This window comes from Nitrincola lacisaponensis (assembly GCF_000691225.1).
Taxonomy (GTDB): Bacteria; Pseudomonadota; Gammaproteobacteria; order Pseudomonadales; family Balneatricaceae; genus Nitrincola; species Nitrincola lacisaponensis.
Map to the genome: position 1 here is coordinate 196,403 of NZ_JMSZ01000032.1, position 14,001 is coordinate 210,403.

The 14,001-nt window shown below is 53.4% G+C and carries 14 protein-coding genes; 10 read left to right on the forward strand and 4 right to left on the reverse strand.

The window, feature by feature from the left end:
* Positions 1-30 precede the first annotated feature (30 nt).
* The 6 genes from ADINL_RS10980 to ADINL_RS11005 all read left to right on the forward strand — a co-directional run bounded on the left by ADINL_RS10980 (position 31) and on the right by ADINL_RS11005 (position 6,848).
* Entirely contained in the window at positions 31-2,892 is a 2,862-nt protein-coding gene (locus ADINL_RS10980; RefSeq protein ID WP_036547729.1) for a formate dehydrogenase subunit alpha, read from the forward strand.
* 60 nt (positions 2,893-2,952) lie between these two features.
* Positions 2,953-3,597, forward strand: a complete 645-nt coding sequence (gene fdh3B, locus ADINL_RS10985) for a formate dehydrogenase FDH3 subunit beta (protein WP_036547732.1) — start codon at positions 2,953-2,955, stop codon at positions 3,595-3,597.
* Positions 3,598-3,617: 20 nt separating this feature from the next.
* Positions 3,618-4,586, forward strand: a complete 969-nt coding sequence (locus ADINL_RS10990; protein ID WP_239644375.1) for a formate dehydrogenase subunit gamma — start codon at positions 3,618-3,620, stop codon at positions 4,584-4,586.
* A 161-nt stretch (positions 4,587-4,747) separates the two neighbouring features.
* Positions 4,748-5,068, forward strand: coding sequence for a DUF1244 domain-containing protein (locus ADINL_RS10995; protein ID WP_036547735.1), 321 nt, complete (start codon positions 4,748-4,750; stop codon positions 5,066-5,068).
* Positions 5,065-5,583 (forward strand): molybdenum cofactor biosynthesis protein B, encoded by a 519-nt coding sequence (gene moaB, locus ADINL_RS11000; RefSeq protein WP_036547737.1) that lies wholly within the window; start codon positions 5,065-5,067, stop codon positions 5,581-5,583. Before ADINL_RS10995 ends, moaB begins: the two co-directional genes overlap by 4 nt.
* Positions 5,584-5,615: 32 nt before the next feature.
* Entirely contained in the window at positions 5,616-6,848 is a 1,233-nt protein-coding gene (locus ADINL_RS11005) for a molybdopterin molybdotransferase MoeA (RefSeq protein WP_051632743.1), read from the forward strand.
* Positions 6,849-6,888: 40 nt separating this feature from the next.
* Here ADINL_RS11005 and ADINL_RS11010 read toward each other — a convergent pair whose 3' ends face one another.
* The 4 genes from ADINL_RS11010 to ADINL_RS11025 form a co-directional block, all read right to left on the reverse strand.
* Entirely contained in the window at positions 6,889-7,155 is a 267-nt protein-coding gene (locus ADINL_RS11010) for a type II toxin-antitoxin system RelE family toxin (protein WP_036547739.1), read from the reverse strand.
* On the reverse strand, positions 7,139-7,351 hold the full coding sequence (gene relB, locus ADINL_RS11015) for a type II toxin-antitoxin system RelB family antitoxin (protein ID WP_036547741.1): 213 nt from the start codon (positions 7,349-7,351) through the stop codon (positions 7,139-7,141). The genes ADINL_RS11010 and relB overlap by 17 nt, the downstream gene beginning before the upstream one ends.
* Positions 7,352-7,444: 93 nt before the next feature.
* Positions 7,445-9,529 carry a cache domain-containing protein gene (locus tag ADINL_RS11020; RefSeq protein WP_051632744.1) on the reverse strand — a complete coding sequence of 695 codons (2,085 nt, stop codon included), beginning with the start codon at positions 9,527-9,529 and terminating at the stop codon, positions 7,445-7,447.
* Position 9,530: 1 nt separating this feature from the next.
* A complete protein-coding gene (locus ADINL_RS11025; RefSeq protein WP_036547744.1) occupies positions 9,531-10,913 on the reverse strand; it encodes a sigma-54-dependent transcriptional regulator in 1,383 nt (460 codons plus the stop codon).
* Between the two features lie 244 nt (positions 10,914-11,157).
* Here ADINL_RS11025 and ADINL_RS11030 point away from each other — a divergent pair, with 244 nt between their 5' ends.
* The 4 genes from ADINL_RS11030 (at position 11,158) to mobA (ending at position 13,998) form a co-directional block, all read left to right on the forward strand.
* Entirely contained in the window at positions 11,158-11,970 is an 813-nt protein-coding gene (locus ADINL_RS11030) for an ABC transporter substrate-binding protein (protein ID WP_036547748.1), read from the forward strand.
* 89 nt (positions 11,971-12,059) lie between these two features.
* The gene (locus ADINL_RS11035) at positions 12,060-12,767 is read left to right on the forward strand and encodes an ABC transporter permease (RefSeq protein ID WP_036547751.1); all 708 of its coding nucleotides are present in this window, start codon (positions 12,060-12,062) and stop codon (positions 12,765-12,767) included.
* Positions 12,764-13,432 (forward strand): ABC transporter ATP-binding protein, encoded by a 669-nt coding sequence (locus ADINL_RS11040; RefSeq protein ID WP_036547754.1) that lies wholly within the window; start codon positions 12,764-12,766, stop codon positions 13,430-13,432. Before ADINL_RS11035 ends, ADINL_RS11040 begins: the two co-directional genes overlap by 4 nt.
* Complete coding sequence (gene mobA / locus ADINL_RS11045) at positions 13,426-13,998, forward strand: molybdenum cofactor guanylyltransferase MobA (protein WP_036547757.1); 573 nt, start codon at positions 13,426-13,428, stop codon at positions 13,996-13,998. The genes ADINL_RS11040 and mobA overlap by 7 nt, the downstream gene beginning before the upstream one ends.
* Positions 13,999-14,001 lie beyond the last annotated feature (3 nt).

Sequence of the window (14,001 nt, forward strand, 5' to 3'; positions counted from 1 at the left end):
TCACACACTCTGACTGTTGAGGAGAGGAAGATGCGTCTGAATAAAAAAGTCAGTGACACATCACTGGACATGAATCAAAACCGCCTGGGCGTGAGTCGTCGTGGTTTCCTGAAGGGAACAACACTGGCTGCCGGGGGGATTGCAGCGACAGGATTGCTTGGTAAAGGCATGATTCGCCCGGTTGAGGCGGCGACTCCAAAATCGTCTGCGCCAGTTGAAGTGAAGCGTACTATCTGTACCCACTGTTCTGTTGGTTGTGGTGTGTATGCGCACGTACAGAACGGTGTCTGGACCTACCAGGAAGCAGCATTTGATAACCCGATCAACCGTGGTGCTCACTGTGCCAAAGGTGCGGCATTGCGTTATCACGGTCACAGCACCCGTCGTCTGAAATACCCGATGAAGCTGGAAGGCGGCAAGTGGAAACGCTTGAGCTGGGAGCAGGCCATCAATGAAGTTGGCGACAAGATTGAGCAGATTCGTGCTGAATCCGGTCCTGACTCGGTATTCTGGCTGGGATCGGCCAAGTTCAATAACGAGCAGGCCTACCTGTTCCGTAAAATGGTATCGCTCTGGGGTACCAACAACGTTGAGCATCAGGCGCGCATCTGTCACTCAACAACCGTCGCCGGGGTTGCCAACACCTGGGGCTATGGTGCCATGACCAATAGCTACAATGATATGCAGAACTCCAAGTCGATGCTGTTCATTGGTTCCAACGCAGCTGAAGCGCACCCGGTCTCTCTGCAGCATGTGATGATTGCCAAAGAGCGCAACAACTGCAAGATCGTTGTTGCAGATCCCCGTTTTACCCGTACAGCTGCCAAAGCGACTCAATATGTGCGCATTCGCCCCGGCTCTGACGTCGCCTATGTCTGGGGTCTGTTGTGGCATATCTTTGCCAACGGCTGGGAAGACAAGCAGTACCTGGCACAGCGTGTCTATGGTATGGATGAAATCCGTGAAGAAGTGCTGCAGTTCCCGCCTGATGTGGTTGAGAACATCACCGGTGTAGATGAGCAGACCATGTACCAGACTGCCAAGCTGCTGTCCGATCATCGTCCTGGCTGTGTTGTCTGGTGTATGGGTGGTACACAGCATACTACCGGTAACAACAACACGCGTGCTTACTGCATTCTTGAGCTGGCGCTGGGCAACATCGGTAAATCCGGTGGTGGTGCCAACATTTTCCGTGGTCATGACAACGTTCAGGGCGCGACCGATTTTGGTGTGCTGTCTGACTCTCTGCCTGGTTATTACGGTCTGGCAGAAGGCTCATGGCGTCATTGGGCGGGTGTCTGGGGTGTTGATTACGAGTGGATTCAAAACCGCTTTGATCAGACGGAGTACCGTGGTGGCAAGCCGATGCATACCAATGGTATTACCGTATCCCGCTGGATAGACGGTGTACTGGAAGACAAAGAGAAGATGGCGCAAAACGATAATATTCGTGCCATGTTCTACTGGGGACATGCGGTCAACTCCCAGACCCGTGGTCCAGAAATGCGTGAGGCGATGAAAAAGCTGGATATGATGGTCATTGTTGATCCCTATCCAACCGTTGCTGCAGTCATGAATGACCGCACCGATGGCGTTTACCTGCTGCCAGCCTGTACCCAGTTCGAAACCTATGGTTCAGTGACAGCATCCAACCGCTCAATTCAGTGGCGCAGCAAGGTCATCGATCCGCATTTCGAGTCCAAGCCAGATCATGAAATCATGTATCTGCTGTCCAAAAAAGTGGGTATTGCTGATCAGGTGTTCAAGAACATTCAGGTAAATGGTGATGAGCCGCTGATTGAAGATATCGTGCGGGAGTACAACCGTGGCATGTGGACCATTGGTTATACCGGTCAGAGCCCTGAGCGTCTGAAATATCATCAGGAAAACTGGCACGCCTTTGACTTCACCAGCCTGCGGGCAGTGGGAACAGACGCTCATGGTGATTTCTACGGTTTGCCCTGGCCCTGTTGGGGAACCCCTGAAATGGGCCATCCGGGTACCCATGTACTCTATGACACCAGCCTGCCAGTGAAGGATGGAGGCCTGGGCTTCCGTGCCAACTTTGGTGTGGAGCGTAATGGCGAAACCCTTCTGGCTGAAGGTTCAGCACCCGTTGGTAATGAGATCGGTGATGGCCATCCTGAGTTTACCGCCAATATGCTCAAGCAGCTGGGCTGGTGGGATGATCTGACCGAGGCTGAAAAAGCTGCTGCCGACGGTAAAGACTGGAAAACAGATCTGTCTGGCGGTATTCAGCGAGTGGCGATCAAACATGGCTGTGCGCCCTTTGGTAACGGCAAGGCGCGTACCATTGTCTGGACCTTCCCGGACGCCATTCCGAAGCATCGTGAGCCGCTGTACACCACACGTCGTGATCTGGTGGAAAGCTATCCGACCTGGGATGACTTTGAGTCGCTCTACCGTATGCCAACACTGTACAAATCGATTCAGGAACGCGATACCTCGGCTGAGTTCCCCATTATTCTGACCTCGGGTCGTCTGGTTGAGTATGAGGGTGGTGGTGATGAAACCCGTTCCAACCCCTGGTTGGCGGAGTTGCAGCAGCACATGTTTGTTGAGATCAACCCCTTCAATGCCAACACGCTGCGTATCGCTGATGGCGATGATGTCTGGGTGTATGGTCCTGAAGGTGGTCGGGTTCGCGTCAAGGCACTGGTAACCAACCGTGTGGGTCGTGATGTGGCCTTTATGCCGTTCCATTTCGGTGGCGAATTCCAGGGCGAAGACCTGCGCAGCCGCTACCCGGAAGGCAGTGATCCCTATGTGCTGGGTGAAGCGGTCAATACCGTGACAACCTACGGTTATGACCCGGTCACCATTATGCAGGAAACCAAATGTACCGTTTGCCGTATTGAGAAAGCGGCCTGAACCCATAAAACCTGATGCGGGGTGTTCACCGGGAGGTGGGCACCCATGAGGAGAATATCCATGGCTCGTATGAAATTTTTATGTGACTCAGAGCGCTGTATCGAATGTAACGGCTGTGTCACGGCGTGTAAAAATGCCAATGAAACAGAGTGGGGCATTCAGCGTCGTCGTGTCGTGACACTGGATGATGGTGAAGTTGGCAAGGAGGTTTCTATCTCTGTTGCTTGTATGCACTGCTCGGATGCACCCTGTATGGCTGTATGCCCGACAGACTGCTTCTATCCGACTGAAGATGGACTGATCCTGCATAACAAGGATGCCTGTATTGGTTGTGGTTACTGCCTCTATGCCTGTCCTTTTGGTGCACCACAGTTTCCCAAGCAGGGTGCTTTTGGTGCACGTGGCAAGATGGACAAATGTACCTTCTGTGCGGGTGGCCCGGAAAGCGATCCGGTTCTGGAAGAACAGAAGTACGGTGCAAACCGGTTGCGCGAGGGCAAGTTGCCACTCTGTGCCGAGATGTGTTCAACCAAAGCACTGTTGGCTGGTGATGCACAGCAGGTGGCGGATATTTTCCGTGAGCGCGTGGTGTATCGTGGCCACCGCAACAGTGCCTGGGGTTCAGTTGAGCATGAAGCGGCTGAATCTGAGCAACTGGCGCAGCAGGCTGCTGATCTGGCTTATGATGCAACGCAGAGTGTATAACCATGGAAAGATACTGGTCCGTGCGTGATGCTAAGACCTGGCTGATGCTGTTGCTGGTGGTGCTGATGGCACTGCCGGCAACGGTGCTGGCGCAGAGTGCCGATGCCCGTCGTGAAGCCTTTCAGGCCATGCCTGGCACCACACCTGAATTCTGGCGTGATGCCGTAGAGGGTGTTAGTGGCCGAACCCAGTCGAACAGTCCGGGAGCGGATACGCTGATTATGGTGGAAGGTGAGCGCTGGCGTGAAATCCGCAATCAGTGGATCTCTCCCGGTGGTGCTATTGCACTGGGTGGCAGTCTGTTGGCGATCACACTCTTCTATCTGTTGGTTGGGCAGGTCAAGCTGGAAAATCCGCGTACTGGCAAGAAAATCGAACGCTGGACTCGCTGGGACAGAACCATTCACTGGTATGTCGCCGTGTTGTTCATCATCCTCGGCGTAACCGGCTTGTCGATACTCTATGCCAAGTGGTTCCTGATGCCGATTTTGCCTACCAGTGTCTGGGCGGCCTGGATGACTGCTGCCAAGAACATCCATAACTACCTGGGGCCTCTGTTTGCCATAGGTGTTTTGGCGATGATTCTGAAATGGTTGAAGCATAACTTTTTCAACATGACCGACCTGAAGTGGTTCCTGAAAGGTGGCGGTATTGTCGGGAAAGCGCATCCATCTGCGGGTTACCTCAACGGAGGAGAGAAGGTTTGGTACTGGGTGATCGTGACCGTGGGTCTGACGGTGGTGGTCTCGGGTCTGGTACTGGATTTTCCTAACTTTGGTCAGTCCCGTGAAACCATGCAGTTGTTTTTGATTATACATGCTGTCGCTTCCTTGATACTGATGGCAGCTGCTTTCGGGCATATTTACATCGGTACCCTTGGCACCGAGGGCGCTTTCGAAGGGATGAAAACCGGCTATGTGGATGAGTCCTGGGCAAAACAGCACCACGATCTGTGGTACGACGCCGTGAAAAAGAAAACCGGGAGCTGATCTGCACCACAGACAACCCGTTTCCCTCAACAGCCATGTTCTTCACCCGACATGGCTGTTTTCTATTTCAGGGTCAGAAGATGAAGCTGGCATTTTCCTGTTTTCTGACACCATTATCGATATAATCAAACCACTTCTGTTTGCTAGAGGAATCCTTTGAGATGAAGCACTTTGATACGCAGACACGCACTGAACTAGAGGCTGCAGCCTTCCGCACACTGCTGCAACACCTGGATGCCAACAAGGATGTGCAGAATATTGATCTGATGATTCTGGCTGATTTCTGTCGCAACTGCCTGGCTAAATGGCTGATGGCTGCGGCGGAAGCCAAAGGGGAAACCCTGAGCTATGACGATGCCCGTGAGCATGTGTATGGTATGCCTTACGAGCAGTGGAAAGACCTCTATCAACAGCCTGCTACGCCTGAACAGCTGGCTGCTTTTGCTGAGCGTGAGGCCGCCAAAAAGGGGAACAAATCATGAGTGAGGCAGTAGCGTTAAATGTTGCGGTACTGACTCTTTCGGATACCCGTACACTGGCTGAAGATCGCTCCGGCGATACACTGGTACAGTTGCTGCAGGCCGCAGGGCATCAGTTAGTTGCGCGAGACCTGATCCCGGATGATGTCTACCGGATGCGTGCGGTGGTCAGTCAGTGGATTGCTGATCCTTCAATACAGGTCATTCTGACGACCGGCGGCACCGGGTTTTCAGGTCGGGACTCTACTCCTGAAGCCTTGCGCCCACTGTTCGATACTGAAATTGAAGGTTTTGGCGAGACTTTCCGCCAGGTGTCCTGGGAGGAAATCGGTTCCTCAACCATTCAGTCACGGGCCTTGGCTGGCTTGGCCAATCGTACGGCGATTTTCTGTTTGCCGGGCTCTACCGGTGCCTGTAAAACAGCCTGGAACCGTATTCTGCTGGAACAACTGGACAGTCGTCATCGTCCATGTAATTTTGTCGGCATACTGCTGCATGGCAAACAACTGCATAGCTGATCCCCCTGAGTGCTGAACAAACGAGGCAAGTCATGACGCAACACTTAATGCCGGTTGAGCAGGCGCTATCCCGAATGCTGGCAATGACGCCGGTGGTGCATGCCACAGAATCCTTGCCATTGCTGGAGGCTATGGGGCATGTGCTGGCCAGGGATATTTACGCCAGCGTGAATGTGCCGCCAGCAGATAACAGCGCCATGGACGGTTACGCTCTGCGTCTGGCAGATGCAGGCGCTCCCTTGCCGGTGAGTCAGCGAGTTGCCGCAGGCCAGGCTCCAGGGCCACTGAAGCCTGGTACCTGTGCACGTATTTTTACTGGCGCAGAGATACCGGCTGGAGCGGATCTCGTGGTCATGCAGGAAGCTGTCCGGTTTACTGCGTTTGAGGATGTGGTTGTGCCTGATGATCTGGTGTCTGGGCAGAATATACGCCCTGCAGGGCAGGATATCCGTCAGGGAGATTGTGTGCTTCAGGCCGGTATTCGTCTGGACTACCGCCATCTGGGATTGCTGGCCAGCATCGGTGTTGCTCAGGTTGAGGTATTCCGGCGGGTGCGGGTTGCGATTCTGTCAACAGGTGATGAGCTGGTGATGCCGGGTCAGACGTTACAGCCGGGGCAAATCTATAATTCGAATCGTTATCTGTTGCAGGGATTTTTACAGCAGATGGGTGCAGAAGTGGTCAGCTTTGCCCAGGTACCCGACTGCTATGAGATGACCTTGACGGCTTTGCGTCAGGCGGCAGAGCAGGCTGATCTGATTATCTCCACCGGCGGTGTGTCGGTCGGGGAAGAAGATCATGTCAAGCCAGCGGTAGAAGCCCTTGGTCATTTATCGTTGTGGAAACTGGCGATGAAACCGGGCAAGCCGGTTGCCTTTGGTCAGATCGGATCCAGCCTGTTTTTGGGTTTGCCGGGTAATCCCGTGTCTACTTTCGTGGGTGCCCAGGTGTTTGTGACGCCGGTTTTGGCCAAACTGTCGGGGCAGTCCAGTGGTGATCGCTTATGCCTGTCAGGGACGGTTGATTTTTCGGCGACGGCACGGATACGCCAGGAATACCTGAGGGTACAGGCTGAGTGGGTTGAAAACCACTGGCGCCTGAGTGCTTTTCCAAACCAGAATTCGGGTGTACTGACCTCGGCGATTCGTTGTAATGCGCTGGCAGTATTACCACCTGACACTCATGTGGCACCGGGTGATCGTCTGACGTTCTGGTTGTATGATGACCGACCCTCACCCTCACCCTCACCCTCACATGATCTGTGATCGGTATCAATTCAGCGCTTCTAGGTGAAAAAGAAAGGGATTATTCGTAAATGTCTTTACGGTGGCCAACTCGCAGCACTAATACAACCAGCTTGTCGTCTTCAATGTAGCAAATCATGCGGTAGGTGCGAACGCGGTAGCGCCACAATCCCGCTAGATCACGGGACAGTGGTTTACCAAAGCGGCGGGGATCTTCATAAGTGGCAATGCGCTCACGGAGGTAGCGCAGAATCTCTTGCTGGGCCTGACGGTCCAGCTTGCGTAGCTCCTTGGCAGCAGCGTCATCAAACTCAACGGTCCACGTCAAGATCCTGCTCCATCTCGTCTAATGTCCAGCGCTTGCCGGGATTCTCCAGGCGGTTGATGGCCAGGTATTTGTCTTCCATATCGTCCAGGTGCTCAAGGATGGCTTCCCTGGCGTAAAAGGTCTTGGTCCGCCCGGTCTTGGCGGCGAGGGCGTTCAGGCGGGCTTCAACGTCATCGGGCAGTCTGATAGCAAGCATGGTAAACCTCCATTGCTATACGTGTATAACATGTATAGCCTAGCATGGTCGTGGTCAGGATACCAACGATTAGAAGTACAGCGTGTCCTGCGGTCAGACCACGCCCAGTCCAGAGAGCAACTGACGCATAGTGGCTTCATCTTCCTGGTTCAGGCGCGCCTGGTGGCGTAAGTAGACGCTGAATTCACTGCCTTGTCCGGGAATTGAGCGCACCTGAATATCACCGCCATAACGTCTGGCCAGGGAGCGGCTGATGGAAAGACCGAGGCCGTTGCCATTTTCCCGAGTGGTAAAGAACGGCTCAAAAATACGTGCCTGTACAGCCTCGCTCATACCGCTGCCTTCATCACGCACGCTGATTTCGACGCCTTCTGCACCATCTGGCGCCTGCCATGGGCGTGTGGTCAGCCAGATATGCCCTTTACCTGGCATGGCATTAGCCGCATTCAGCAGCAAATTGACCAGTACCTGTTGTACCTGTTGTCGATTACCTTCCGCTGATATGACATCGCCATAATCACGCTGGACCTGAATCCCTTTTTTATCCAGCGCATAGTGCACCAGTGCCAGCGTGTCCTGAACGACCGCATTAACATCCAGACACTGCAGCTGGTCCAGCACCTGTCCGGGACGGCTGTACTGCAACAGATTGTTGATGATGGCGCGAATGCGGTACACCTGCTCAATCACCGTATCGATCTCGCTCTGTACCGAGCAGTTTTCACCCAGTTCAGCCTGTAGCAGGTCCATATGGCCCAGAATAACGGCTGCGGGGTTGTTGATTTCGTGCGCGATACCGGCGGTCAGTTCACCCAGTACGGCCAGCTTTTCCTTGGTGAACAGTTCTGCTCGGGTCGCCTTGAGCAGCTCGATATGCTGTTCCAGTTCTTCGGTTTTCTGTTTCAGACTGAGGGTGCGTTGCTCGACTTGCTGCTCCAGGCGTTCAGCTGCCTGACGAATGGTTTCCTGCCGTGCATCCAGCTCATCGAGCATGGAGTCAAACTGTTGTGCCAGGTCGGCAAATTCGTTTTCTGCTTTCAAAGGGCCAATTCGTGCCTGAGTATCGCCCCCGCGGACTGCCATTACCGAGTGATGGATCTGTTTTACCGGGCTTAACAGACGGTAGGCACTGCGCCAGACAAAGTAGCCGGACAGCAGCATAATCAAGCCTAGTGTAATGCCCAGCTCAGCAAGATTACGGCGATACATGTCTATGAAAGGGCTTTCGGAAAAGCCGGCATAGAGCACACCAATCAAGGCATCATTCAGGCTGTAGATGGGTTCGTAGGCACTGATAAACCAGTCGTTTACGACAAATGCCCGGTCCAGCCACAAGCGTTCTTCTACCAGTACCCGCTGATAAACCTCTGCAGAGATACGGGTGCCGATGGCACGATTAAATTCTTGCTGAGGTTGATCCAGATGCTGTGCCGGGACGTTGGTGGTGATGCGTACATCATCAAGGAACAGCGTTACAGTGCCGATGCCTCTGTCCGGCAGGGCGTCTTTGCCATACACCAGATCGCGGATGGTGTCGACAAACTGCAGGTTGTGGTTTAGCAGCACCCCGCCATCAAGGAAGTACTGCAGGCGGCCGGCTTGATCACGAATGGGGTGAATTGCACGGACAAACATGCCACGTGTTTCAAGGGTCTTGTCACTTGGAAGGGCTCTTGGAGTGTCCAGTACAGTGACGGAAACCTGTTCAGGCAGGTGGGGTGCAAGAAAGGCTAACTCCTCTTCACCTATCAGGGACAGCCCTTTGAGGGCATCTCCCCCCAGCAGCTGGCCAGCCAGGGGTTCCAGGCTGGGTTGCTGATGCAGCTCCTGCAGTAACATCTGCGGTGTGATCAGTCGCAGGAAGTCGAATTGCTGCTGAGCGCGAATATTGTCCAGGAGCTCTTCCAGGGCAGCATAGTCCTGTTGTAACAGGTAAGGATGCAACACCAGTGTATGGCTCAGCTGTTCCAGACGCTCCAGCTGGCGTTCCTGCATCAATTGCAGCGTGCTGCGCGCAACAGCCAGATCAGATGCGACCTTCATATAGAGTTGCCGATCTGAATAGGTGGTGGTCCAGTAAGCGGTCAGGCCAATCAGCGAGGCAAAGGTGAGCAGGATAGGAATCAGTATCAGCGTCAGCAGTTTGCCACGAACCGAATATCGCCAGGGGAGTGACATACTATTCGGTTCCTGTCATGTCATCCCGGCCTTCCTGCCAACCACTCAGTTTGCGGTCCAGTGTTTTACGGGCAATGCCCAACTGTCTTGCAGCCGCTGACTTGTTGCCTTCACAGGCATCCAGTACCCGCAGGATGTGACGCTTTTCTACTTCTTCCAGAGGCCAGCAGCTTGGGTAACCACCACCCTGTGCGTTGGCTGTATCACGGGGCTGGAGTTCATCCAGTGGCAAATGCCCGAGCAGAATGCAACGTTCGATAAAGTTCTTCAGTTCACGAATATTGCCAGGCCAGTGATGAGCCTGCATAACACGCAGATCTTCATGGCTGAATGGCACCGCGGGTAATCCCAGGTCTTCTGACAGGCGTCGAGAGAAGAAATGTGCCAGTTGCGGGATATCCTCGCTACGTTCACGCAGCGGCGGCAGTGTCAGGGTCAAGACATTAAGGCGGAAATACAGGTCTTCACGGAACTGCTGCTGCTGAACCTCCTCACTCAAGGTACGATTGGTTGCGGCCAGAATACGAACATTGGTCGGGACTTCGCGCTCACTGCCAACCGGACGAATACTTTTCTGTTCCAGGGCACGCAGTAATTTTGCCTGCATGGCCAGTGGCATTTCACCAATTTCATCCAGAAACAGGGTACCGCCTGCCGCATAGCTGAACAAGCCTTCACGCGCCCGGTCTGCACCGGTAAATGCCCCTTTGGTGTGGCCAAACAATTCAGCTTCCAGCAGATCAGGCGCAATCGCGCCACAGTTGATCGCTACAAAGGCTCCGTCTCGACCTGACTGGTTATGCAATGATCGTGCAACCAGTTCCTTGCCGGTACCGGACTCTCCTTCAATCAGTACGGGTGAGGGAGTTGGTGCAACACGCTGAATGACAGCTTCCAAGCGTTTGATGACGCTGCTGTCACCCAGCATGGGTGTGTCTGCAGCAATATAGCGGGTAACCTCCCGGCGCAGTAAAAAATTTTCCCGTGCCAACAGGCGACGTTGCAGTACGCGTTTTACAGCATTCATCATCTGTTCAAGACGGAAGGGCTTGAGAATAAAGTCGGCAGCACCGGCACGTAATGCCTGAATGGCTGTATCCAGTTCAGCATAAGCGGTCATGAAAATTACATCACTGTGGCGGTTCGGATCCTGCAGGGCTTCATGCCACTCGATACCTGATCGCCCCGGGAGTTTGACATCAACTATGAGCAGGTCAAAGTGGCAGCGCTTGCGTAATTCTTCGGCAATTTCAACACTGCCAGCGACTTCGACCAGTCCAAAATGCTTCTGCAATGCTTTCTGCAAAAAACTGCGCATGCCGGATTCATCATCGACAACCAGGACGGAAGCGGAACGGCAAAGATCTGAGTCTGTTGTTATCATGTGTTATCCGATTGACAGGGCGAATCAGGCTGGATCTGGGATCTTCTGTCCCAGTATGTCAGTTGCCTGCGTAATTATGACCCATATTAGCAAAATTAACCCTGACTGTAATGCGGAATCAATGACGCCTTTTTTCAGTAGAGGTCTGATTATATCTGGCCTTGGAAACACTGTGCGATAAAGCTGGCATTCCCCTTGCTCTGACTGATGTACCTCTATAGCAATAACACTCAGGAGAGATTAAATGCTAAAGCTGTTCAAGCCTTTATTGATACTGGCTTTACTCACGTTTGGTTCAATGGTTCAGGCGCAGACGACACTTCGTCTGGCTACCACGACCAGTACGTATAATTCCGGCTTGCTGGATTACTTATTGCCTGTTTATGAAGCAGCATCAGGCGTTCAGGTACAAGTCATTTCGGTCGGTACCGGAGCTGCACTTCGCCTTGGACAGGATGGTGATGTCGATCTGGTGATGACACATGCCCCGGAAGCCGAGGCGGCATTTGTGGAAGCCGGTCATGGTGTCTTGCCGCGTGCCTTGATGTATAACGACTTTGTACTGGTGGGACCTGCGTCTGATCCGGCATCACTGAAAACAGCGGGCGATGTCGATTCGGCTTTCAAGCAGATCGTTCAGCAGGGCAGTATTTTCGTATCGCGTGGTGATGAATCAGGCACGCATATGAAAGAGTTGGAATTGTGGGAGCAGGCGGGACAGTCGTTGCCGTTTGATGGCTACCGCAGTGTAGGGCAGGGTATGGGGCGCGTTTTGTCTCTGGCAGACGAGATGGAAGGCTACACCCTGACAGACCGTGGCACCTGGCTGGCAATGAAGAGCCGGTTGGACTCAGTGCTGGTTTTTGAAGGTGATGAGCAGCTGTTTAACCCGTATCAAGTGATTCTGGTTAACCCGGATCGTCATGCGCATGTGGCGTATGATCAGGCCAAGGCTTTTGCTGACTGGCTGGTTTCACCTGAAGGTCAGGAATTGATCGACAGCTTCCAGGTGGAAGGTGAGCAGCTGTTCTTTGCGTCAGCTGAAAACGAATCCTGATCAAAGACTCATTCTGATCAGGTGTATTTGACCCCGGACAGGTGGCATACTGCCGGGGTTTTTTTCTGTTCAAGAGACACACTTCGCCAATGGATAGTTTAACTGCCTCTACACTGGAAGCGTTGTATTTACTGTTTTCCGGTGATCCCAGGCTTTGGGAGATCATACAGGTCTCGTTCAAGGTTTCTTTGTCTGCACTGTTTATCGCCTTCCCTTTTGCGGCAGTGCTCGGCTTTATTCTCAGTTTTTGGCGTTTTCCCGGCCATTGGCTCATTGTCACGCTGAATAATACCCTGTTGGCGATTCCAACAGTGGTGATCGGGTTGCTGCTGGTACTGCTGTTATCACGCAGTGGTCCTTTTGGTGATCTGCGTTTGCTGTTTACACAGCCCGCGATGATCATTGGCCAGATACTCATCTGCTTTCCGTTGCTGGTGGCCATGCTGCATATGGCTTATCAGGGAGTATCCAGGCATGCCTGGGAAACTGCACGTTCACTGGGATGTTCGCGTATCAAAACCCTGTGGATGATTACTCTTGAAGTGCGTTTTGCCGTACTGGCCGCGTTGGTAACGGCGTTTGGCCGGGTGATTGCCGAGGTCGGCTGTGCCATGATGGTGGGGGGCAACATTGCCGGCTATACCCGAACCATTACAACCTCTATTGCCCTGGAAACGACCAAGGGGGAGTATGTGCAGGGCATCGCTCTGGGTATCGTGCTGCTGGTTTTGGCATTGGTGTTGAATCTGCTGGTGGGTTTAAGCCGTGGCCGCAGTATACAGGGAGCTGCTCAATGATACTTTCCAGACTGACGGCTGAAAATCTGACAAACCGTTTTGGCAAATCGCTGTTATGGAAAATTGATTATTTGGAATTGCAGGCAGGTGAATGTGTCCATCTGCGTGGTGAAAACGGCAGCGGCAAGACCACACTGTTAAAGATACTGGCAGGTTTGCAACGGCCCAGTGCCGGTCGGGTTCTGATTAACGCTGCGCCGGTCGAACTTGGTAAACAGGTTTGCTATCTTCATCAGCAGCCCTATATGTTTGATCGCAGTGTACGTGCCAACCTGCAGTTGGTGTTGGCTGCACAATCCGGCACTCAGGGTGACAAGCGGCAGCGTCTGCAGCAGGCCCTTGAATGGTCCGGTTTGGCGGCACAGGCGGATCAGTCAGCGCGTACGCTGAGCGGTGGAGAACGCCAGGCATTGGCCATGGCACGTGCCTGGTTATGCCGTCCGATGTTCTGGCTGCTGGATGAACCGATTGCCAGTCTGGATGAAAAAGGGGTGGCGCGATGCGTCACTCTGGTGAATCAATTGCGTCAATCCGGCGCCGGAATCTTGCTGATTACCCATCAACAGGGTTTACTGACAGAATTATGTGATCGGCAGTGGACACTTCATCAAGGTCAATTGCTGACCACTGCAGACAGGCATCAAGAGGATAGTATTGTATGTTGAAGCAGGGTGTCACTGGCGTGATTCTGGCGGGTGGTCAGGGGCAGCGCATGGGGGGACAGGACAAAGGGTGGGTTTGCTACCAGGGGCGCCCGATGATTGAACAGATTTTTGAGCGCCTGCAAGATCAGGTGGATGAAATCATCATAGTTGCCAACCGTAATCAGGACGCCTACGCTGAATTGGGGGTCAAGGTGGTGGCTGACTGTCTGGACGGCTTTCAGGGACCTCTGGTCGGTATTGCGACAGGGCTGGAACAATCGCGTTATGAGCAGGTGGTGTTTGTTCCCTGTGATGGTCCATTTATCAGCCCGGATCTGGTTGAGCGCTTTACTGCCCAATACGCTGTGTCAGGAAAGCCTGCTATCGTTGCCAGTGACGGTGAGCGCATACAGCCTATGGTGGTGATGTTGCAAACGTCGTTGCTTGCAGATCTTCATGAAGCGCTGAAAGCAGGAGAGCGTAAGCCTGACCGTTGGTATGCCCGGGTGGGCATGGATCAGGTCAGTTTTCCGGCTCAGAGTCTGCATAATTTCAATACGCCTGAGCAAATAAAACAGTCAGACTGACAG

Excerpts from the sequence above, each read along its gene's own strand:
- fdh3B (WP_036547732.1), top strand. The coding sequence starts at position 2,953 with ATGGCTCGTATGAAATTTTTATGTGACTCAGAGCGCTGTATCGAATGT.
- mobA (WP_036547757.1), top strand. The coding sequence starts at position 13,426 with ATGTTGAAGCAGGGTGTCACTGGCGTGATTCTGGCGGGTGGTCAGGGG.
- ADINL_RS11035 (WP_036547751.1), top strand. The coding sequence starts at position 12,060 with ATGGATAGTTTAACTGCCTCTACACTGGAAGCGTTGTATTTACTGTTT.
- ADINL_RS11005 (WP_051632743.1), top strand. The coding sequence starts at position 5,616 with ATGACGCAACACTTAATGCCGGTTGAGCAGGCGCTATCCCGAATGCTG.
- ADINL_RS11040 (WP_036547754.1), top strand. The coding sequence starts at position 12,764 with ATGATACTTTCCAGACTGACGGCTGAAAATCTGACAAACCGTTTTGGC.
- relB (WP_036547741.1), bottom strand. The coding sequence starts at position 7,351 with ATGCTTGCTATCAGACTGCCCGATGACGTTGAAGCCCGCCTGAACGCC.
- ADINL_RS11030 (WP_036547748.1), top strand. The coding sequence starts at position 11,158 with ATGCTAAAGCTGTTCAAGCCTTTATTGATACTGGCTTTACTCACGTTT.
- ADINL_RS10980 (WP_036547729.1), top strand. The coding sequence starts at position 31 with ATGCGTCTGAATAAAAAAGTCAGTGACACATCACTGGACATGAATCAA.
- ADINL_RS10995 (WP_036547735.1), top strand. The coding sequence starts at position 4,748 with ATGAAGCACTTTGATACGCAGACACGCACTGAACTAGAGGCTGCAGCC.
- ADINL_RS11020 (WP_051632744.1), bottom strand. The coding sequence starts at position 9,529 with ATGTCACTCCCCTGGCGATATTCGGTTCGTGGCAAACTGCTGACGCTG.
- ADINL_RS11025 (WP_036547744.1), bottom strand. The coding sequence starts at position 10,913 with ATGATAACAACAGACTCAGATCTTTGCCGTTCCGCTTCCGTCCTGGTT.
- moaB (WP_036547737.1), top strand. The coding sequence starts at position 5,065 with ATGAGTGAGGCAGTAGCGTTAAATGTTGCGGTACTGACTCTTTCGGAT.